Below are 22,903 nucleotides of genomic sequence, written 5' to 3' on the forward strand. Positions count from 1 at the left end.
AATTTTGTAAGTGAAACCTTATATTAGCAGGCATTCTACCCAAAATTTATGAGCAAAGAAACCAAATATACCGAAGATAATATACGATCCCTCGACTGGAAAGAACATATACGTATGCGACCCGGAATGTATATCGGGAAACTAGGTGACGGTTCTTCTGCAGATGATGGAATTTATATTTTAGTAAAAGAGGTACTCGACAATTCGATTGATGAATATGTAATGGGAGCCGGTAAGACGATTGAGATTTCTATACAAGGAGAAAAAGTAGTTGTTAGAGATTATGGTCGTGGGATTCCGCTAGGCAAAGTGGTAGACGTAGTTTCTAAAATGAATACCGGAGGTAAATATGATTCCCGGGCATTTAAAAAATCAGTCGGACTTAATGGAGTGGGTACCAAAGCGGTTAATGCGTTGTCTGCATTCTTTAAAGTAGAATCTACTCGAGACGGTAAATCAGCTTCGGCAGAATTCGAAAAAGGAAACCTTACAAATCAGGAAACATTAGAAGAAACTTCTCGTAGAAGAGGAACTAAAGTATCTTTTGTACCAGATAATACAATATTTAAGCATTATAAGTACCGCGCAGAGTATGTGGCCAAAATGCTAAAAAACTATGTGTACCTTAACCCTGGTTTGACCATTATTTTTAATGGAGAGAAATATTTTTCAGAAAATGGATTAAAAGATTTGCTTTCTGATACTATAAATAAGGAGGATCAATTATATGATATTATTCATCTTCAAGGTGATGATATTGAAATCGCGATTACTCATAGTAAAACACAATATAGTGAGGAGTATCATTCTTTTGTAAATGGACAGCATACTACACAAGGAGGAACACATCAAGCTGCATTTAGAGAGGCTATAGTAAAGACCATTAGAGAATATTATGGTAAAAACTATGAAGCCAGTGATATTCGTAAATCCATTGTATCTGCGATAAGTATAAAAGTGATGGAGCCCGTTTTTGAAAGTCAGACAAAAACCAAGTTAGGGTCTGCGGAAATGGGAGGAGATCTACCTACAGTAAGAACCTATATTAATGATTTTGTAAAAACACAACTGGATAACTTCTTACATAAAAATCCAAATACTACTGAAAGTCTACAACGTAAAATATTACAGGCAGAGCGTGAACGTAAAGATTTATCCGGAATTCGGAAACTGGCAAAAGAAAGAGCAAAAAAAGCCAGTCTACATAATAAGAAATTAAGAGATTGCCGTGTTCATCTTACCGATAGTAAGAAAGATCGTAATCTCGAAAGTACTCTATTTATTACCGAGGGAGATTCTGCAAGTGGATCTATAACCAAATCCAGAGACGTGAATACTCAAGCTGTTTTTAGCTTACGCGGAAAACCGTTGAATAGCTATAACATGAGTAAAAAAATTGTCTATGAAAATGAAGAATTCAATCTGTTACAAGCAGCATTAAATATAGAAGAATCATTAGAAGATTTAAGATATAATAATATTGTAATCGCAACAGATGCCGATGTAGATGGAATGCACATACGATTATTGTTAATCACCTTTTTCTTACAGTTCTTTCCCGAAGTAATAAAAGAAGGGCATTTATATATATTGCAGACTCCGTTGTTTAGAGTTCGGAACAAAAAAGAAACAATCTATTGTTATTCTGAGCAGGAAAGAAGAGATGCTATTGCAAAATTATCGGGTAAACCAGAAATCACACGATTTAAGGGATTAGGTGAGATTTCTCCAGATGAATTTGTACACTTTATAGGAGATGATATACGTTTAGACCCTGTAATGCTGGATAAAGAAAAATCGATTGAAGAATTATTGTCTTTTTATATGGGAAAAAACACACCACAACGACAAGAATTTATCATAGATAATCTAAAAGTAGAACTTGATACAATAGAGGAAGAATTATAATTATTAGAAGCCCCAGAAATTATATATGGATTTGGAAAACGAAAACGAAGAACTACATCACGATTCTACCCCCGAAGATCATCAACCACAAGAGGTGATCACTAAGGTTACAGGAATGTATAAAGACTGGTTTTTGGATTATGCATCTTATGTAATCTTAGAGCGAGCAGTACCGGCAATTGAAGATGGTTTAAAACCAGTACAACGTCGTATTCTTCATTCTATGAAGGATCTCGATGATGGTCGATATAATAAAGTGGCCAATATTGTAGGGCATACGATGCAGTATCATCCTCATGGTGATGCCAGTATTGCTGATGCAATGGTACAAGTTGGGCAAAAAGAATTGCTGATTGATATGCAAGGTAACTGGGGTAATATCCTTACCGGTGATAGAGCAGCCGCATCGAGATATATAGAAGCCCGCCTGTCTAAATTTGCATTAGATGTAGTATACAATCCCAAAGTTACCGACTGGCAATTATCCTATGATGGTAGAAAGAAAGAACCTATTAATCTTCCTGTAAAATTTCCTTTATTACTGGCACAAGGAGCAGAAGGAATAGCCGTTGGATTAAGTACTAAGATTTTACCACACAATTTCATCGAATTGATCGATGCATCCATTAAACATTTACAAGGCAAACGATTTACTATTTTCCCAGATTTTCCTACATCAGGAATAGCAGATTTTACAAACTATAATGATGGTAATCGTGGCGGTAAAGTTAGGGTACGTGCCGAGATATCTCAATATGAGAAGAACACTTTGGTTATAAATGAGATACCATTTTCTACTACAACCACATCTTTAATTGATTCTATTCTTAAAGCTAATGAAAAAGGAAAGATAAAGATTAAGAAAATAGAGGATAATACCGCAGCAAAAGTAGAGATATTAATACATCTTCCTTCTGGTATCTCTCCTGATAAAACGATCGATGCACTTTATGCATTTACGAATTGCGAAGTGTCTATATCACCATTAGGATGTGTTATAGAAGATAATAAGCCAAACTTTATTGGTGTTTCAGAAATGTTGCGCCGTTCTACCGATAATACAGTAGAATTACTAAAGAAAGAGCTCGAGATCCAGTTAGAAGAGTTACAGGAACAATGGCATTTTGCATCATTAGAAAGAATATTTATCGAAAACCGGATCTACCGGGATATAGAAGAAGTAGAAACATGGCCGGGGGTGATTGAAGCTATTGATAAAGGATTACAACCTCATATTAAACATCTAAAACGAGCAATTACCGAGGAAGATATTGTACGTCTGACAGATATTCGAATTAAACGTATTTCTAAATTTGATATAGATAAAGCACAACAAAAAATAGATGCACTTGAAGAAGATATAGCCCAAGTAAAACATCATCTCGAGCACCTTATAGAGTTTGCCATAGATTACTTTAAAAGGCTAAAAACTACATATGGTAAAGGAAAAGAACGTAAGACCGAAATCAAGATTTTTGATGATATTGAAGCAACCAAAGTTGTAATTCGAAATACAAAATTATACGTAAATCGTGAAGAAGGGTTTATCGGTACTTCGCTACGTAAAGACGAGTATGTAGCAGATTGTTCTGATATTGATGACATTATCTGTTTTACAGAAGAAGGAAAATTGATGATTACCAAAGTTGGATCAAAAACTTTTATTGGTAAAAATATAATTCATATAGCTGTTTTTAAGAAAAAAGATAAACGTACGATTTATAATATGATTTATCAAGATGGTAGAGGAGGAGCATCATATGTTAAGCGTTTTGCAGTTACAGGAGTAACAAGAGATAAAGAATATGATCTTGCACAAGGAAAAAAAGGATCAAAAGTCACATATTTCTCTGCTAATCCAAATGGTGAGGCCGAAGTAATTACTATTTTCTTGCGACAAGCAGGAAGTATTAAAAAATTAAAATTCGATCTTGATTTTGCAGACTTGTTAATCAAAGGTAGAGGGGTAAAAGGAAATATTGTTACCAAATATAATATTAAACGTGTTGAATTGAAAGAACAAGGAGTATCTACTCTAAAACCACGAAGAATTTGGTTTGATGATTCGGTACAGCGCCTTAATGTAGATGGAAGAGGTGAATTGTTAGGTGAATTTAGAGGAGAGGATCGTCTTTTGGTTATTACTCAAAAAGGTAATGCAAAAACAATAATTCCCGAAATGACATTGCATTTTAGTTCGGATATGATTGTTTTAGAAAAATGGAAACCCAAAAAACCAATATCTGCAATATATTGGGATGGAGAGAAAGAGCGATACTACATAAAACGTTTTCTGATTGAACACCCAGAGCGCGAGGAAACTTTTATTACAGAACATCAAAAATCTTTCTTAGAAGTTGTTTCTACAGATTATAGACCGATAGCAGAAATAATATTTACGAAACTTAGAGGCAAAGATCAACGACCGACCGAAGAAATAAACCTCGAAGAGTTTATATCGATCAAAGGATCAAAAGCTTTAGGGAATCAATTAACTACACATAAAGTAAAACAGATCAATTTACTGGATTCATTACCATATGAAGAACAAGAATCACTTCCTACCGAAGAAATTGAAGTGATTGAAGAAGAAAATGTATCTCCTGAAGCAACCAACAATCAAACTTCAGCAAAATCTTCAGATGATGACGCCGATGCCAGTGAAGAAGGGGAACAGGCGAGCCTTTTTTAGATATTGACTAAAAAGGATTAATATGTAGTGGTACAGTACATATTAATAAACTTAATAGAGAAACTAACTTCTTTAGAAATGAAAGAAGTAAAAAACATTCTAATTTGTTAATCTGTAAAACTCAAGAAATAGATATCGATACTGTAGTATCGATAGAGACCGATATTGAGAATTCACAGTTCATATTGACTAGCTCAAAAGAGGAACACTTAAATCTGATAGCAGATAGAAATATTGAACATTTGATACTGAAATCTGAAAATAACATAACTATCGGTTTTGTAATATTGGCAGGATTGCAAAATAACAATAGAAGTATTGAGTTTCGTAGAATTGTTATAAACCAGAAAGGCAGAGGTTTTGGTAGAATGGCAATCAAAGAATTAAAACAGTATTGTTTTAAAAAATTAAACTGCCATCGATTGTGGTTAGATGTATTCGAAACTAATAAAAGAGCCAGATATTTATATCAATCAGAAGGGTTTAAAGAGGAAGGAACATTAAGAGATAGCATATGGGTTAATGGTGAATTTAAAAACTTAATAATCATGTCGATGCTTGAAAACGAATATATAAATACTCCTGTCAACAAAGTATAGAAAACTATTATTCTTTTCTAATATTAAAATAAAGGCGAATTTAAGGTGTAAGTCTTCGTCATCAGATAGTAATAAATTAGCTATTCTAAGTTCAAATAAAGGTTTTTTGAGTTTTAACAGGCAAATACAGATGGCCAATTTACACTTATCAATTTAATACTATCAATTATTACCATAACCAGAGCGATTATATAATACAGGTTTTTAAAATTTAGAACATAAGTACTTTTGATACTACATATAATTCAAAAAAAATAGTATAATGAAAAGTATATTAGAAAAATTCAAAAAATTTGAAATAGAAAAATCTAAGCTAAAAAACATTAACGGAGAAAGAGTTTGGATTTGTACGATGACAGATATAAATGGAGGTGCATATGTTTCTAAACATTCCCAGGTTAAAGTTTTTATAGCGAGAGGTTACCACTGTGAACAACCACGACTAAAATATATGAATGTATTGTAAGAATTTATAAAAATAAAAATTGGGATACATAAAAAAAACTGTGAGTCTTTGATTTAGACTCACAGTTTTTTTGTTGAATACATTTTAAGATTGTTCTATTACTTTTTAGCTCTTTATGTCTTTTTTACAAACTTAGTAAGAATCACAATATGTTGCCCATTAGCTCGACCTTCTATATGTTCGGCATTATCATGCACTAATGAAATATTTCGAACAGGAGTACCTCGTTTGGCAGTAAAATTAGCACCTTTTACATCGAGATCTTTAATCAAGACAACAGAATCTCCAGCTTGTAATAGTGCACCATTAGCATCTAAATGTTTAATAGCATTCTCTTTATCATCACCATCTCCTGTAGCATTTGCCCATGCCGCCATATCTTCATCCAGATATAGCATATCTAATAAATCTTGAGGCCAACCTTCAGATTTTAATCTATGTAACATTCTCCATGCCATTACTTGTACAGCAGGAACTTCACTCCACATACTATCATTAAGGCAGCGCCAGTGATTTGCATCTACTTTCTCAGGGTCTTCTATTTGTTCTAAACACACTTGAGAAATGAGAATATGCGAATCCATACCTGTTCCTGGAGACTTAGGAACTTCATAGACTTTTAAATTTTCAGTTTCTCCTGATAATTCACATACAGATCCACTACGCTTGTGTAATTCTCTTTCTAGACTCATTATAATGATACGTTTAATATATATAGATTGTTTGGTACTGCAAAAGTGCATTAAAATTTATAATTATGAAATACCAAGTAAACTATTTATTGATAACGGCAAATAATAATAAAACCCATTAGAATTAGAAAGTCTAAAGGGTTTTATTAACTGAAATTTTAGTGCCAAGTATATTGATTAGTCTGGTAAACGGTCACGGTCAGATTTTTTACGATTAAAACGATATGTGAGAGTTGCGCTAACTCTTCTGCCGCTTCTGGTAGCAGAGGAAACCAAACTGTAGTTTTGCCCTGTAACTGTCGATTTGTTAATTCTCGAATCAAAAATGTTATTCGCATTAAGTGTTAGAGAAACTTTGTCTTTAAATAGGTCTTTACTAATCCCAAAGTTTGCCCAATATTGTGATTTTATAAGTCTTTGCCCACTATTACTTTTTCCCTGATAAGTGAAATTTGTTTGTATAGAAAACCCTTTTGAAAACTTCATTCTAGAATTTACTCTTGTAGACCATTTTGTATCTTCTGTATCATAATTGATGTTTTCATAAGTTCCTTCTTGTGTAAAAGTATAATAATTGAATTCACCAGATAAACGCCACCATTTAAACGGGTTATATGTTGTTGCTAGCTCAAATCCAAGACGTTCTTCATGAGATAAATTTACGGGTGTTGTTATAAAACCTCCTTCGGCAGTAGGAGAGGTAATAAACTGGAAGAAATCAGTATGATATTGATAGTAAATTGATGGATTGAGCGTTATTTTTGTCCATCTTTTTAATAATGCAAGTTCAAGAACATTTGCATATGCAGGGTTTAAATCAGGATTTCCTGCAAAGAGATCTCTAGGATCCGAAAGCCCTCCAAATGGATTTAGTTGCCAAAATCGTGGTCGATTAATTCTTCTGCTATAACTTAATTGAAGATTGGTTCTTTCTGTAAAATTATAAGTAAAATGAGTGGTAGGAAATATGTGTGTGTATTTTTTCTTATTACTGAAAAGAGCTTCGCGATCACTAATACCGATATCAGAATGTTCTAGCCTAACTCCCAGAAGATAATTAAACTTTTTTCTATTGTTACCATATTGCATATATGCTCCATAAATACGCTCGTCATAATCCAGACGATTATCAAAACCTTCTAATATTTGATCGTCTATCCATGCAGTATAATCACTGGTAATTCTCCTGATTTCTGCTCTTACACCTGTTTCTAATCTGGATTTTTCGGTCAAAGGAGATATGAAATCAGATAGCATAAGGAGATCTTTACTACTTTCTACATCCCGGGTTCTGATTCTTGTTAGACCTCCTTCGGTAGGTAGAATACGTTGTTGTGTGATCATTTCATTTTCATCATCATTCCAAAAATCGTACTGAACATTAGCTGTAAATTTTTGCCCCTTTTTATCAAATGTTTTTACATAGGTGATTTCTAGCTGATTAAAATTCTGAGGTTCTTTATAATCCTCTTTTCGTGATATAACACTATCTGTTTCTTTATTGGTATTTAGATAGGTATAAGTAAAATCAGTTTCATCAGTATTCTTTAATTTGTTATGATAAAAGCTTGTGGTAAGTGTATTTTTATCATTAATGTAATAATCCCCACCAAAATATATATTATAATGATCATCATTTCTTTTGGTGTCTGCATTAAGATTTACACTATTGGCTATAGCGTTTATTTGGGTAGTCTGTGTTTGTTTTTCTTCTCCAAAAAAATTAGCATACCTGTACCCCAGGTTAGCAAACACATTAATTTTTTCTGTTTTATAATTTAGGTTAATATTTGCATTGTGATTTGCAGGAATTCCTGAAGTAAGTTGTAAAGAACCTCCAAAACCAGAACGTTTATTTTTTTTAAGAATAATGTTTATAATACCTGCAGCACCTTCAGATTCATATCTGGCTGAAGGATTAGTAATTACCTCTACTTTTTCGATGTTTTCTGCCGGAATCTGCTCAAGCCCATTGTTTGCAGTCAGCACAGAAGGTTTGCCATTAATTAGTATTCTAACACTTGGATTTCCTCTAAGACTAACAGCCCCTGCAGCATCTACACTTACCGAAGGCACATTATCTAATACATCACTTATTGTTCCTCCTTTATGAATTAGATCTTTTCCTACATTAAATACTTTTTTATCTAATTTATACTCTACAGTAGTTTTTTCTGATACTATTGTTACTTCTGCTAATTGCTCATTATCTTCCTCAAGTATTATAGTACCAAGAGTCATATCGGCATCGATAGTGATGTTATTTATTATGTATGTTTTAAAAGAGATATATTCTATTTTAATATTATATTTTCCAGGGGAAATTTCTATAACAAAATTTCCTTCTGCATTGGTAATCCCACCCGTAATAGTTTTTTGATTTACCGAGTTTATGACTGCTATTGTAGCAAACTCTAATGGTTGTTTATACACTTTTTCTATTACCTTACCACTAAGAGTTAGTTGTTTTGACATTTGTGCTTGTAAAGACATAATACAGCTTAACAAGAATATAAACGCTATTTTTTTCATTCTGACTAGTTTTTTAATTTTGGTCAAAAATGATTGTTTTATGAGTACCGATTTTGAGTTGTCGACCAATACCAACAAAAAATCGTCGGATGATAAAAGATGATGAGTAAGAGATATTCGTCGTTTATTTTACTTGATTCAGGCAGTTTTTTTATGAATTCGTCTACTTCATTCATTTAAAGGCAATACAGCGTTTATTTTTGAATTAGATATTATTATTTATTAGCTATAAACAAATGAAAATGAAACCAGTCTTTCTACTTATTATAATTCTAATTTTTACTTCTTTTGAAAATCAAATAGAGGACTATGTCTGTAAACCTTGTGGGTTATCCTGTGATGAATTTACTTTTTCTAAACCCGGAACTTGCTCACATTGTAAAATGAAGCTTATAAAGAAAAGTGATTTAGAAAAAAAGTTGGTTTTAAATGAAATTGACATTCAAAATGGTTCGGGAGAGTTCCTTATTGATGGAGGAAATGAAAATAAAAACAAAACCATAAAAGTCTTTTATCATAAACCAAAAAATTACCAATCAGAATCAAAAATCTTAATCGTTGTTCCCGGAGCTGGAAGAAATGGAGATAGTTATAGAGATGCCTGGGTTTCGGCTTCAGAAAAATATGGAATACTTATTCTTTCGCCGATGTATTCTGAAAAAGAATATGGATTTGGAGCATATCATATGTGCGGATTGATGTATGACTTGAATTTAAAAAACAATATAGAATATGTAAAAAACTCTAATATTGTAAAGCTAAAAGAGGATGGTTTTACTTTTAAAGTGAATTTTAATCCTGAAAAATGGATTTTTCAGGATTTTGACAGATTATTTGATCTTGTTGTTGATACTCTACATGCTACCCAAACACAATATGATCTTTTTGGGCATTCTGCAGGTGGTCAAATTTTACATCGTATGGCAATCTTCCAGCAAAATTCTAAAGCCAACAGGATTTTAGCATCTAATTCTGGTTTTTATACATTACCAGATTTTGAATCAGAACTTCCTTTTGGAATAAAAAACACAAAACTTACAGAGCAAGATTTGAAATCTTCGTTTAGAAAAAAATTAATTTTATTTATAGGAGAATTAGATAATGAAGATGAAATAGGAGGCACATTGTTGAGATCAGTGTCTGCGGATAAACAAGGAGTACATAGATTAGAAAGAGGAAAATTCTTTTTTAACGAGGCAAAAGCAAAAGCGAAGAAGATGAATCTCGATTTTAATTGGGAGCTAAAAATAATACCAAATATTGGTCATAATCATCGAAAAATGGGAGCATCTGCCGCCGAGTTTCTATATGAAAAGTAGTTGGCCTACAGTAAAAGATCTCTTCAAAAAAGCAGTAATTTGGAGTAAAATTATTGAATAATATTTTTTAGAGAAAAAGTCGTATATAACAGCATATTTAGATTATGAATTTTAAAAAATTAAAAGAAGATTTTAGACAGTCAAGATTATCTTTTCATATTACATTTTGGTTGGTCGTGTTATTGTTTTTTATGGTTAGAGATGATTTTGAAGAAAACCATACAATGGTCGCTTCTTTGGTATATAAGATTTGTATTATGATTCCTCAAATATTGGCATCTTATTCTTTGACATACATTTTGGTTCCCAAATTTATTTACACCAAAAAATATGTACGTTTTACGATCTTAATGCTTCTTAGTGCTTACATATTTAGTGCATTAAGTAGAGTGTTAATAGTTCATGTAGCAGAACCATTGGTACGAATACCTCCGTTTACTCAAGAAACAGTTGCTGAAATTTTTCTAGATGTGAAATTTTTGATGACTCATTATTTCCCTAGTATTTATATAGCAGCATTAATTTTTCTGGCAGTCCAGTTTATAGTAGATATTTCTAAGGTGAAACAGCAAAATTTGTTATTAGAAAAAGAGAAAGTAGGAGCAGAATTAAAAATGCTTAAGACTCAATTACATCCTCATTTTTTATTTAATACACTTAATAATATTTATATGTTGTCTTTGGATAATTCTCCAAAAACTCCAGAATCAATAAGTAAGCTATCAGAGATACTGGATTATGTGCTATATAGATGTAATACTAAATTTGTTTCTGTTACAAACGAAATTTCTTTCCTGGAAAATTATATCGCCCTTGAAAAACTAAGATATGACGATCGTTTGCAGGTGACATTTAATACATCATTAGAAGAGGATATTGAAATAGCTCCGCTTATTTTGCTTCCATTAGTAGAAAATGCATTTAAGCATGGAGCAGGAGAGGATAGCGGATCCCCAAAAATTGATATTTCTATTAATTATCAAGACACTATTTTTACCTTTGTAGTAGCTAATTCTATTACTAACTCTACACAAGAGGGAGTTAAGGAGTCTATCGGACTTAATAACATCAAACAACAATTGGATTTAATTTACCCCAATGGTTATATCCTTAATATCGATGAAAAAGAAAGCTTATTTACAGTAACCCTAGAACTTACAGTATGAATACATTTATTACAAAGACAAGATGTTTGATCGTTGATGATGAGCCTTTGGCTGTACGACTTATAGAAAAGCACATTTCTCAAATAGAGTCTTTAGAAGTGGTTGCTTCCTGTAATAATGCACTAAAAGCTTTTGAGATTTTGAATAATGAAGCTATTGATTTATTGTTTTTGGATGTAAAAATGCCTTCGGTTACAGGGATAGACCTTTTAAAAACGATAAAACACCCTCCTAGTACTATTCTAACAACTGCTTATAGAGATTATGCTCTAGAAGGGTATGACCTGGATATAGTAGATTACATTTTGAAACCTGTGACTTTTGACAGGTTTTTTAAAGCAGTAGAGCGTTATTTCAGAATAAAAAATGGAATCCAGAGAGATACAGAAGCACCCGTTAATGCATTAACAGGAGAAGATCCATATATTCTTATCAAATCAGGAAACAAACATCACAAAATACATTTAAATACCATTCTATATATTGAAAGTTTAAAAGATTATATAAAAATACATACCGATAAGAAATGTATTGTGGCTAAATACAAAATCGGTGATATAGAACTTGAATTAGCAGATAAAGAATTTTTAAGAACACATCGATCTTATATTATTAATCTAAAAAAAGTAACGGCTTTTACAACAAACGATATTGATATTGACACTGTAGAGATTCCTATAGGTGTTAGTTACAGAGATAAGGTGTTTCCATTTTTAGAAAAAATATGATAGGAGATAGGTATATCTTTTGAAACCTGTATAACATAGTGTCAATGATTATGCAATTCATTGAATAGGAACCCAGATTTCTTCTTCAGATTTCGGATGATGTGGACCATGGTACTTGTCTCCCATAATTGCAAAATGATTTCTTTGACCCAATTCATAACCCGAATTAGGAAGCCATTTTCCGTGTATATAATCCATTGTTTTTTTGAAAGTATCAACAGGTCCTTTATGAATAAATATAGCGTATTTGCCACCTGGTAGTACATAAGAGACCATTCCTTCTGGAATCTGATCAAAATCTGTGACTTCGACGGCAGCCCATTTTTCAAATATCACATCTTCTGTAAAAGTGTCAAAAGTGATGTCTTCATCAAATGACTGTACAGAATAATACCCCGTGTTTTTGTTATTTTTGATCTCAAATCTTCTGGGCATAAATTGTTGCCACATTTGAGATGTCGTATCATTAGATAGTGAAGTTTTTATTCGCATTCCTACTAATTTTCTATCTGTAATAGTAATAATTTTTGGTTCCATAGAAACAAAATCGTTTTGTAATTTATTGATATCGGCTGGTGATAAGGTATATCGTTCAAAAGTTACAAGTCGATGCCCTTTTTTTCTATACTTTCCCGGGCTGGTATTAAACACAGATTGAAAAGCACGTGTATATGCTTGCTGAGAATCAAATTGATAACGTTCTGCAATAGCTACAATAGGTTCTCGAGTAAGAATTAACTCATGAGCAGACTCAGAAACTCTTCGTTTTCTAACATAGTCTACCACTGTTTCTCCGGTAACAGCCGCAAAAAGACGAATAAAATGATATTTAGAGTAACAAGCCTCCTGTGCAATACGATCCAATGTAAGTACGTTTTTTAGGTTCTCTTCTATAAAAGTAATTGCATTAGAAATTCTATATTGGTATGAGTCTTTAGCGCTTTTAGGCATAATTTGCTTTTTGAACACTACAATAGTACATCTAAAACTCGACTATTTTTTGATCGGTATTGCGAAAATGGTTTAGAAAAACTAATAATACAGTTATCCTCGGGTAAAGTCAAAAACCTACCTCAAGAATACCTGAATGATTATAGGTTTATAGATTAACTTAACTGTGGTTTAAATTTTCCTTTACTTTTTCGTATTCGAACAGCGACAACTTTATATTCTGGACACATTGCTTCAGAATCATGAATATCTCCGGTTAAATTATTAATCATAATTTCTGGGAAATGAAAAGTAGTACTTAATACACCTTTTTTAACTTCATCTGTAATTCTGGCTTTTACATCTACTTTCCCTCTGGGAGATTCTAGACAGACATAATCACCTTCATTAACTAAGTTTTCCTGAGCGTCTTCTGGATGAATCATTAAATAATCATCAGATAGTATTTGTTCATTAGCAGTTCTACGAGTCATAGCTCCACAATTATAATGCTCTAACTCCCTGTTTGTTGTTAAAATATATGGATAATCTTTGGCATGTGAAGTTAATTCTTTGGTTTCTTCCCAAGAATTAAACTCAAATAATCCTTTTCCTCGTTTAAAATCTGTTTTATGAAGAATTTGCGTGTCTGTACCATCTTTTGCAACAGGCCATTGCAGTCCGTTTACACCTAATCTATCCCATGTAATCCCGGCAAAGAAAGGAACGATTTGAGATATTTCTTCCAGCATTCCATCGGGAGTATAGTCTGCTTGAGCATATCCCATTTTATTCATAATATCTACAATAATTTGCCCGTCTGGTTTAGATCCTTCAATAGGTTCAACAACTTTATGAACCGCTTGCACACGTCTCTCTCCATTGGTAAACGTTCCGTTTTTCTCCAGAAACGATGCACCTGGCAAAATAACGTCTGCATATTTTGCAGTTTCGGTCATGAACAATTCTTGAACAATTACAAGATCGGTTGACTGAAGTGCTTTAATAACTTTTTGTGTGTTAGGATCTGTTTGCACAACATCTTCTCCTATAATCCAAATAGCTTTTAGATTTCCTGCCAAGGCAGCATCAAACATTTCGGGTATTTTGTATCCTATGTTCATAGGTACATTTACACCATAAAATTCATTATACTGTTTATTTACCTTATCGCTAGTAATATCCAAATATCCTGCTCCCTGATGCGGTTGTACACCCATATCAGCAGAACCTTGCACATTATTTTGCCCGCGTAGCGGATTTACACCAACACCGCGTCTTCCAATATTACCAGTAAGCAAAGCCAAATCGGCAATTTGCATTACTGTAAATGTACCTTGAGAATGCTCTGTTACTCCTAGTCCATGAAAAGACATCGCATTTGGAGCAGAAGCATAGGCAATGGCCGCTTCACGTACCTGATTACGATCCACACCAGAAACAGCTTCTAATTTGTCTATATTTATGGAAAGAATCTCTTTTTTATACTCTTCAAATCCTTCTGTTCTACTTTGGATAAAAGAAGCATCTGCCAGTTCTTCGGTTATAATGTAATACATCATCATATTAAGAACAGCCACATTAGTTCCTGGTCTTAATGCTAAGTGGTGTGTTGCATATTTAGCCAATTCGGTACGTCTTGGGTCAATAACAATAGATACATTATCACTCTTCATCGCAAACTGTTTTAATTTGGCTCCTGTAACGGGGTGCGCATCGGTTGGGTTAGCCCCAATAACCATAATACAATTTGTGTCTTTTAAATCATCAATAGAGTTTGTAGCTGCTCCGGTACCATATGTACGTTGCATTCCTAATGCGGTAGGCGAGTGGCATACTCGTGCACAACCATCAATATTGTTAGTCTGTATTACTGCTCTAAAGAATTTTTGCATTAAATAATTCTCTTCATTGGTACATCGTGAAGACGAAATCCCTGCCATAGAATCCGAGCCAAATTCATTTTTATAAGAAGTTAATTTTGAAGCGATATATTCATATACTTCGTCCCAGCTAACCTTTTCAAATGCCCCATTTCTTTTGATCATAGGAGAGTTTAAACGCTCTGGGTGATCGTAAAACTTAAAAGCATATCGACCTTTTAAACAGGTATGTCCCTGGTTTACCTCGGCATCATAAGGAGCTTGAATACTTAATATTTCTCCATTACTGGTAGCGACTTCAAGATTACAACCTACACCGCAATAGGTGCAAATAGTTCTTGTTGTATCGGTTGCTTTAATAGCTTTTGACTGAAAAACATCTGAAATAGCAGAAGTAGGGCATGCTTGAGAACAGGCACCGCAACTTACACAATCAGAATCCATAAAAGATTGATCTAATCCTTTGATAATAGAAGAATCAAAGCCTCGACCAGACATACTTAGTACAAATTGCCCTTGTACTTCATCACATGCACGTACGCATCGATAACAATTAATGCATTTGGATAAATCTGAAGTCATATAGGGATGACTTAAATCTTTTGTTTTATGAAGATGATTATCTCCCTCTGGATAGCGTACTTCTCTAATTCCTACCTGGGCAGCAACTGTTTGTAGCTCACAATTTCCATTTACCTCACAGGTTAAACAATCAAGAGGATGGTCTGTTAGTACTAACTCAACAATATTTTTTCGTAATTCTTTAACCGATTCAGAATTTGTGTATATATATTGTCCTTCTGAAACTGGTGTATGGCAAGAGGCCAAAGTCTTAACAGCTCCGTTTTCTTCTAAAGCTACTTCTACGCTACACACACGGCAAGAACCGAAAGGATCTAAGTTTGGTGCATCACATAAGGTTGGAACAAGATTTCTTTCTTTATACCTTCTTATAAAAGAGAGCATAGTTTCTCCTTCAACTATTTCGAAAGCCTGATTATCTATATAAGCTGTTTTCATGATATTAAATATTTAGTTGAAGTACGTTTTCAATTCATCTTCAAAATAGTGTAACGTATTTCGGATAGGTAGTGGGATACCACCTCCGTGCGCACATAATGAGCCTTGTTCGAGGGTAGTTAAAAGGTCTGAGAATAATTTTTGATCTATTTTATGACCAGAATGTAATGCTTTGGTAGAAAGCTCATGACCACGTTTTGTCCCTAGTCTACAAGGAAAACATTTTCCGCAGCTTTCATAAGAAGCAAAATCAAAAAGATGTTCTATAAATTTCATCATCGGAAAACTAGAAGGAATACAAATAATTGATGCATGCCCCAGTAAGAAACCTTCTTTTGAAAAAGATTCAAAATCTATTGTTAAATCATTAATTTTTGAGATGGGTACTACTCCTCCAAGAGGGCCGCCAATCTGAAGCGCTTTAACGTCAGACTTAAATCCACCACCCAAATCATTAATAACTACAGAAAGAGGAGTTCCCATTTCTACTTCATAGAGGCCAGGTCGATTAAAAAAGCTATCTAAGGAGACTAGTTTTGTTCCAGAAGAACGTTCAGTTCCAATTTGTTTCCAGGCATTTCCTCCGTTACTGATAATGTAATGTAAAGCGGCTAATGTTTCCACGTTATTGACTACAGTTGGCTTATTAAATAAGCCTTTTTGAGCTGGATAGGGTGGGCGAACACGAACTTCTGGTCGTTGCCCTTCTATAGAATTTATAAGCGCCGTTTCTTCTCCACAAATGTATGATCCTTGTGCCTGTATGATTTTGAAATCAAAATTAAACCCACTGCCATGGATATTATCCCCGATCAATCCTTCATTTCGAAGATCATCGATAGCATCCTGTACAATTTTTGCTGCTTCAGGATATTCTGCACGTATATAGACAATCCCGTAACTTGCATGTGTAACATATCCAGAAATAAGCATCCCGAATAATACCGAATGAGGTTGATGTTCTAATAAATATCGATCAGAAAAAGCACCGGGATCTCCTTCATCGGCATTACAAATAATAAATTTTGTAGCGTTTTCTACATTTCTGCAAAACTCTAATTTTAATCCCATTGGGAAACCAGCACCACCACGACCTCGAACATTCGAGGTTTTGATTTCTTCTAATATTTCTGCAGAATCTTTTTTGAGTGCATCTATAAGAGGCTTATAAAAATCAGAAATAGTAGTGAATGATTGGGTAAGTATTGCTTTTCCGCTTGCTTTTATAGTATAGTTATCTTGATTTAGCTCATTTTTTGAATTAATAATTTGATCAAGATTATGAAGTGCATCACCAGAATAATTTTTTCCATTATAATGAAATGCGTTATTTTCATGACATCTTCCAAGGCATGTCATATGTCCAATTTCATCTTCCTTGAAATGATCTTTAAGTGAATTGCCTACAGTATCTTGCGTACCGGCACAAACACATGCGGTCCCATTACATACATATACTTTCTTACCTTTGTTTTCAGGCTTTAAAAAATCATAGAAACTAGCTGTACCATAGGCATTGGCTTTTCCAATTAAAAAATCATCAGCTAATTTAGCTAACTCTTCATCACTTGGTGTACCTGCAGGTTTTGCCAGCTCTCCCATTTTATTAAAGAGGCTTTGATCTACTTTTTTTCTACCTAATAATTCACTTAAATTATCTGACATATATTCTTTTTAACTTGCTTTTGTATCGATGTCTCGAAATTGTTTGGTTGTTTTAGTTCGATAAGGATTAGAGTAACAGGTTGCTCTCTGATTACGACAAAATGCTAATAGTGTAATCCCTAGTTCTTTAGAGTAATCAACAGCTAAAGAAGATGGTGCAGAAACCGCTGCTAAAAACGGAATTTTTGCTTTAAAACATTTAACAACGATTTCATAAGAAACACGTCCACTCACAGTGATTATTTTTGCTTGATCCAGTTTGTTCAATAAAATTAGTTTACCAATAACTTTATCTACAGCATTATGACGACCAATATCTTCCATAGAACATAGTAGTTCTCCGGTATTAGTAAATGCAGCTGCAGCATGCGCACCACCAGATTGGTTAAAATTATGCTGTAAAGCACTCATTTTTGTAAATAGTTGATGAATAATATTGACATCAATTATTTCGGTATCATCAATAGTTTTTCCAAGAAATGATAGATCTCCAAGTTCTGTTCGGCCACAAATGCCACAAGAAGAGACAGATAATAAACTTCTGCTGTTAGAATACCCATCACCTAGTTCTTCTTCAGGAATAGTAAGATTTACTATGGTTACAATGCCATCATCATTCTCTTTTTTTAGGACGATATCGGGCATGAAATTTATGTTTTTAACGATATCTTCAGAATGAAGCATCCCTCGAATTAGGCTAATATCTTCTCCCGGAGTCCTCATAGACACCGTAAAGGGTTTATTGTTGATATTTATTTGCAATGCTTCTTCAATAGTAAGTGAATCTAATGTTTTATTCACTGAATCTACTTCATATTTCTTGCCTTCATAATTTCTAATCGCCATAAGAACTACTAATTAATAAAGAGCCATTTACACAAAGTTAATAGAAATAATTGTATTATGTTAAACATTAACTATAATGCAAAAGGGCATATTTATTGATATTGACTTCTAAAATAAGCCTGTAATATTTCCGTCATTATCAATATTGATGTTTTCTGATGCCGGATGCGCAGGAAGACCTGGCATTCTCATCATATCTCCGGTAATTGGCACCAAGAATCCTGCACCTGCAGCTATTTCTATTTCTCTAATAGTTATAGTAAAATCTTTAGGGCGACCTATTAATTTTGGATTATCAGATAATGATTTTTGAGTTTTAGCCATGCAAATAGGAAGATTCTCCAATCCTAAATCAGCAATTGTTTTTAAATTCTTTTTTGCTTTTGCAGTATAATCTACTTGATTTGCGCCGTATATTTTTGTGGCAATAGTTTCGATCTTAGATTTTACATCTGCTTCCCAATTGTATAGTGGAGAAAAGTTTGATTCACCAGATTCTACAATCTCTACGACATGTTTTGCAAGTTCTATAGCACCTTTTCCTCCTTTAGCCCAAACTTCGGCTAAAGCAACTCTTACATTATTGTTTTTTGCAAACTCTTGAATAGCAGCAATTTCCTCATCGCTATCAGATACAAATCTATTGATAGCAATAACAGGAGTGATTCCAAATTGCTTTACATTTTCCAAATGCTTTTCAAGATTTGGTATTCCGTTTTTAAGCGCTTCGACATTTGGATCTGTCAATGACTTTAAATCTGCTCCTCCATGATATTTTAATGCTCGTATTGTAGTAGTGATTACGATTGCTTTTGGTGATATTCCAGCGCTTTGGCATTTTATATCCAAAAATTTCTCTGCACCTAAATCCGCACCAAAACCTGCTTCTGTTACGGTATAATCAGAAAGAGACATTCCCATTCGTGTTGCGATTACAGAATTAGTACCTTGTGCTATATTGGCAAAAGGTCCACCATGAATAATTGCCGGGTTACCTTCGATTGTTTGTACCAAGTTTGGCTTAATGGCATCTTTAAGAAGTGCTGCCATAGCACCCTCAACTTTCAATTCCTTTACATAAACGGGCTTTTTACTAAAGGTATACCCAATAAAGATGTTCCCTAATCGCTCTTTTAGATTTTCTAAATCATCTGCAAGACATAAAATTGCCATTATTTCTGATGCTGCAGTAATATCAAAACCTGTTTCTCTTGGTACACCAGAAGTTGTTCCTCCTAAGCCTACAACAATATGTCGAAGGGCTCTATCGTTCATATCCATTACCCTTTTCCAGGTAACAGTTCTGGCATCTATACCCAATGAATTTGTTTTACTTTGTATATTATTATCAATAACAGCTGATAGTAAATTATGAGCTTTCTCTATAGCAGAAAAATCACCAGTAAAATGCAGGTTAATATCCTCCATAGGAAGTACTTGTGAGTAACCACCACCTGTAGCTCCACCTTTAATCCCAAAAACAGGACCTAATGAAGGTTCTCTTAAAACCACTGTGGTTTGTTTTCCTAATTGATTTAGACCTTCAGACAGACCTATAGACATTGTAGTTTTTCCTTCACCGGCAGGTGTTGGAGAAATAGCAGTAACAAGAATTAAGTTACTTTTGTTTACCTTATTTTTATCAATAACCGAATGTGGTAATTTGGCTTTATACTTACCATACATTTCGATATTGTCAGAATTTAATCCTAGTTTTTCGGCAATAGTACTTATGTGCTTAAGTTGTATCTGTTTTGCTATTTCTAAATCATTCATGTGAAAAATATTTTTTAGGAGTATAATATTAACCAAATTATTTTGATTCTAATATTATACTTGTGAAAAACATCTTCAAATATTAATAATTTGTGTTGATTATAATTAAGGAGCAGAGTGGGATTTGATCCAGAATTATTTTTGAATATTGATTACTGATAAATGCGATTGTTTTTATCGTGAATATTCTTTTTATTTTACATTTATTCTTTTGATATCAAAAAAACCTGCTATAGAAAAAACCAAAAAGTATATTAGGCTATATATTGATACAGTAGGGAACCACCAAAATAGACTAAGGTCCGAAGTTTTTTCGTCTAATGGGTTCATACTTATCACAGAATAGGAATAGGGAAAATAAATTGCTTCTGGAGCTCTAGCAGCTATTAAACCAATAATTACCAATACCATACCGATTCCTAATGGAATAATAAAATTCTTAAATCTAAAACTTAACCAAAATTGAATAGCTAGAATGCCTAGAACAGAGATAAAAGAACGAAATAATATTTTTGTATGAAATATGTATTCTGGAGAGAATTCTGAAAAATTTAATTGTGGACGTATGCCGCCTAATAAATTTCCATTTAACAAAATTAATCCATAATACATAGCATATGTAGCGAATACAGTAGCAATAACTATGCTTAGTTTACCAAAATAAACGCTCGATTTTGGGATAGGTAAAGCAAATAAATGTTTAATGGCTGTTGCTTTATGCTCTATTTGGATAATTAAACTTGTGATAAGAACAATAAATAGAGGAACCAATGCAGGAAGGCTATTCATAATTTGCTCATTTGCGTATTGATTCCAGGGATTAACTCCCTCTTCAGGAATCAAACCTTCCCATTTTATGGTATATACTATAAAAAATAATAGAGGAATAAGTAGTGCGCAAATAGCAGTTAACCATAAGGCAAAAGTATGTTTTAACTTAATTATTTCGTTTTTTAAACTGCTGAAATAGAATGTTATAGCTGTCATTTTAATTAATTTTCGGTGAGGTTTAGAAATAATTCTTCAAGATTATTCTTGATCATTACCTGGTAAATATTAATATCATTTTTCCGAAGGGAATCTACCAGTACAGGGATTTGAGATTTTTCTTTTACAGAAACCAAAAGAAGGTGTTCTTCATGTTCTATACTTTTTATTTCGAATCCCATTTGAATCAGTTGATCATATGCACGATGTTTGTCATCTGTTTCAAGTTCGATTTGTAATTGATCTGATTGCGATGCAGTTAAAGCCTTAACGGTATCTTGAAAAAGCATTTTTCCTTCTCTAATAATACCAACATGAGTGCATGTTTTTTCAATTTCACTTAATAAATGACTAGATATAAAAATGGTAATACCATCTTCTTTATTAAGTTTTTTTATTAATTCTCTCATTTCGATAATTCCCTTAGGGTCCAACCCGTTAGTTGGCTCGTCTAATATCAATAGCTCTGGTTTTGAAAGTAGTGCTATCGCTAAACCTAAACGTTGTTTCATTCCTAAAGAAAAAGTTTTAACCTTTTTGTCTTTCACGCGTAAAAGATTAACCGTTTCTAAAACTTCATCTATTCGATCTTTCTTGATGTTTCCTCGATAATTAGAGGCAATGAGTAAATTTTGCCTTGCACTTAAATGATTATAAAGAGAAGGGTTTTCTATTAGTGCTCCTATTTTTGATAGTGTATCAATTCTATTGTTTGCAAAAGGTTTCTCGAAGAGCTTAACATTTCCCGAGTTTTTATTGAGTAAACCTAAGAGAAGTCTTATTGTAGTTGTTTTTCCTGAACCATTTGGACCTAAAAAACCATATATGCTTCCTTTAGGGACTTCTAAATCTAAACTGTCAATATCTTTTTTTGATTTCGAATACGAGAAGTTAAGCTTTTCTGTTTGGACTATTAATTGACTCATTATCTATACATTTCTCTGAAGACGAATCAATGTGTAAGTTGTTACAGCTTATCATATTCTCTTCATGAATTATATAGCTTTATGACTAGTATCAAATATTCATTCTTTTGATTTCCTTGTAGCAATTTCTATAAACAAGACTATTTCTTGTTTTTTGGTTGCATTTAGGATAATCTTATAAAGTTCAATTGCTTTACTATAATTTTTATTTCTCTCATGTAGCCAACCTAAGAAGAACATACTTGGAATATGGTTTGGATCCATTTTTAAACATTCCTGATAATCAATTTCTGCATTTTTCAATTCGCTATTAGCAAAATATAAATTTGCTCTTTCCCAAATTAAATCAGTTGTTTTGTTTTTTGAAATGAGGGTAGTAATAGAATCCATTTTTGATTGACTGTATTTCTTTTTCATAGCGAGAATTGATTGTTCTCTTAAATTTTCAAAGAAAAGAAAATAGGCATCACATTTTTGAATTAAATTTTGCTGCATTTCAAAGAATATTTTTTTCCCAATGATTTCTCCTTGTTCATACTCAGAAATAGAAGAGTTTTTGTCAATGAGCTTATCGAATTCATTTCGATAATTACCAATATTTTGAGTAAAACAGTTTTCTAGCGTATTAATCCCTTTTTTATTGTTTTCGGTAAAACATTTGCAGACATCATTGCTAAGTTTCTCTTTATATTCTTGCCCATAAATTGATATAGAAATAAAGAAGAGAGATACAATAGAAAAAAAATTATTCATATTTTATTTTTGATA

At 33.0% G+C, this 22,903-nt stretch carries 17 protein-coding genes; 7 read left to right on the forward strand and 10 right to left on the reverse strand.

Annotated elements, in window-relative coordinates:
• Window positions 1–48: 48 nt before the first annotated feature.
• The 4 genes from AAFU52_RS20535 (at window position 49) to AAFU52_RS20550 (ending at window position 5,665) form a co-directional block, all read left to right on the forward strand.
• Window positions 49–1,908 (forward strand): DNA topoisomerase IV subunit B, encoded by a 1,860-nt coding sequence (locus AAFU52_RS20535; protein WP_024769233.1) that lies wholly within the window; start codon window positions 49–51, stop codon window positions 1,906–1,908.
• Window positions 1,909–1,933: 25 nt separating this feature from the next.
• A complete protein-coding gene (locus AAFU52_RS20540) occupies window positions 1,934–4,600 on the forward strand; it encodes a DNA gyrase/topoisomerase IV subunit A (protein WP_438423397.1) in 2,667 nt (888 codons plus the stop codon).
• A gap of 104 nt (window positions 4,601–4,704) precedes the next feature.
• Window positions 4,705–5,199, forward strand: coding sequence for a GNAT family N-acetyltransferase (locus AAFU52_RS20545; protein WP_438423398.1), 495 nt, complete (start codon window positions 4,705–4,707; stop codon window positions 5,197–5,199).
• A 262-nt stretch (window positions 5,200–5,461) separates the two neighbouring features.
• Entirely contained in the window at window positions 5,462–5,665 is a 204-nt protein-coding gene (locus AAFU52_RS20550) for a hypothetical protein (protein ID WP_438423399.1), read from the forward strand.
• A 113-nt stretch (window positions 5,666–5,778) separates the two neighbouring features.
• On the opposite strand, the gene AAFU52_RS20555 is transcribed toward AAFU52_RS20550, so the two are convergent.
• Both AAFU52_RS20555 and AAFU52_RS20560 read right to left on the reverse strand, forming a co-directional pair.
• Window positions 5,779–6,357 (reverse strand): PhnA domain-containing protein, encoded by a 579-nt coding sequence (locus tag AAFU52_RS20555; protein WP_438423400.1) that lies wholly within the window; start codon window positions 6,355–6,357, stop codon window positions 5,779–5,781.
• Between the two features lie 177 nt (window positions 6,358–6,534).
• A complete protein-coding gene (locus AAFU52_RS20560) occupies window positions 6,535–8,889 on the reverse strand; it encodes a TonB-dependent receptor domain-containing protein (RefSeq protein WP_438423401.1) in 2,355 nt (784 codons plus the stop codon).
• A gap of 242 nt (window positions 8,890–9,131) precedes the next feature.
• Between AAFU52_RS20560 and AAFU52_RS20565 the strand changes: the two genes are divergently transcribed.
• The 3 genes from AAFU52_RS20565 (at window position 9,132) to AAFU52_RS20575 (ending at window position 12,102) form a co-directional block, all read left to right on the forward strand.
• Window positions 9,132–10,208 (forward strand): hypothetical protein, encoded by a 1,077-nt coding sequence (locus AAFU52_RS20565; protein ID WP_438423402.1) that lies wholly within the window; start codon window positions 9,132–9,134, stop codon window positions 10,206–10,208.
• A 104-nt stretch (window positions 10,209–10,312) separates the two neighbouring features.
• Complete coding sequence (locus AAFU52_RS20570; protein WP_438423403.1) at window positions 10,313–11,374, forward strand: sensor histidine kinase; 1,062 nt, start codon at window positions 10,313–10,315, stop codon at window positions 11,372–11,374.
• Entirely contained in the window at window positions 11,371–12,102 is a 732-nt protein-coding gene (locus AAFU52_RS20575) for a LytR/AlgR family response regulator transcription factor (RefSeq protein ID WP_024769240.1), read from the forward strand. The genes AAFU52_RS20570 and AAFU52_RS20575 overlap by 4 nt, the downstream gene beginning before the upstream one ends.
• A gap of 57 nt (window positions 12,103–12,159) precedes the next feature.
• On the opposite strand, the gene AAFU52_RS20580 is transcribed toward AAFU52_RS20575, so the two are convergent.
• The 8 genes from AAFU52_RS20580 to AAFU52_RS20615 form a co-directional block, all read right to left on the reverse strand.
• On the reverse strand, window positions 12,160–13,053 hold the full coding sequence (locus AAFU52_RS20580; protein WP_438423404.1) for an AraC family transcriptional regulator: 894 nt from the start codon (window positions 13,051–13,053) through the stop codon (window positions 12,160–12,162).
• Between the two features lie 155 nt (window positions 13,054–13,208).
• Window positions 13,209–15,935, reverse strand: a complete 2,727-nt coding sequence (gene fdhF, locus AAFU52_RS20585; RefSeq protein WP_438423405.1) for a formate dehydrogenase subunit alpha — start codon at window positions 15,933–15,935, stop codon at window positions 13,209–13,211.
• A 12-nt stretch (window positions 15,936–15,947) separates the two neighbouring features.
• Window positions 15,948–17,600, reverse strand: coding sequence for an NADH-ubiquinone oxidoreductase-F iron-sulfur binding region domain-containing protein (locus tag AAFU52_RS20590; RefSeq protein WP_024769243.1), 1,653 nt, complete (start codon window positions 17,598–17,600; stop codon window positions 15,948–15,950).
• 9 nt (window positions 17,601–17,609) lie between these two features.
• Entirely contained in the window at window positions 17,610–18,446 is an 837-nt protein-coding gene (gene fdhD / locus AAFU52_RS20595; protein WP_024769244.1) for a formate dehydrogenase accessory sulfurtransferase FdhD, read from the reverse strand.
• A 108-nt stretch (window positions 18,447–18,554) separates the two neighbouring features.
• A complete protein-coding gene (locus AAFU52_RS20600) occupies window positions 18,555–20,222 on the reverse strand; it encodes a formate--tetrahydrofolate ligase (RefSeq protein ID WP_024769245.1) in 1,668 nt (555 codons plus the stop codon).
• Between the two features lie 192 nt (window positions 20,223–20,414).
• Entirely contained in the window at window positions 20,415–21,209 is a 795-nt protein-coding gene (locus AAFU52_RS20605) for an ABC transporter permease (RefSeq protein WP_024769246.1), read from the reverse strand.
• 5 nt (window positions 21,210–21,214) lie between these two features.
• Entirely contained in the window at window positions 21,215–22,135 is a 921-nt protein-coding gene (locus AAFU52_RS20610) for an ABC transporter ATP-binding protein (protein WP_438423406.1), read from the reverse strand.
• A 99-nt stretch (window positions 22,136–22,234) separates the two neighbouring features.
• Window positions 22,235–22,888, reverse strand: a complete 654-nt coding sequence (locus tag AAFU52_RS20615; protein ID WP_024769248.1) for a tetratricopeptide repeat protein — start codon at window positions 22,886–22,888, stop codon at window positions 22,235–22,237.
• Window positions 22,889–22,903: the final 15 nt, after the last annotated feature.

The organism is Aquimarina macrocephali (assembly GCF_051627225.1).
In the GTDB taxonomy this organism is placed as follows: Bacteria; Bacteroidota; Bacteroidia; order Flavobacteriales; family Flavobacteriaceae; genus Aquimarina; species Aquimarina macrocephali.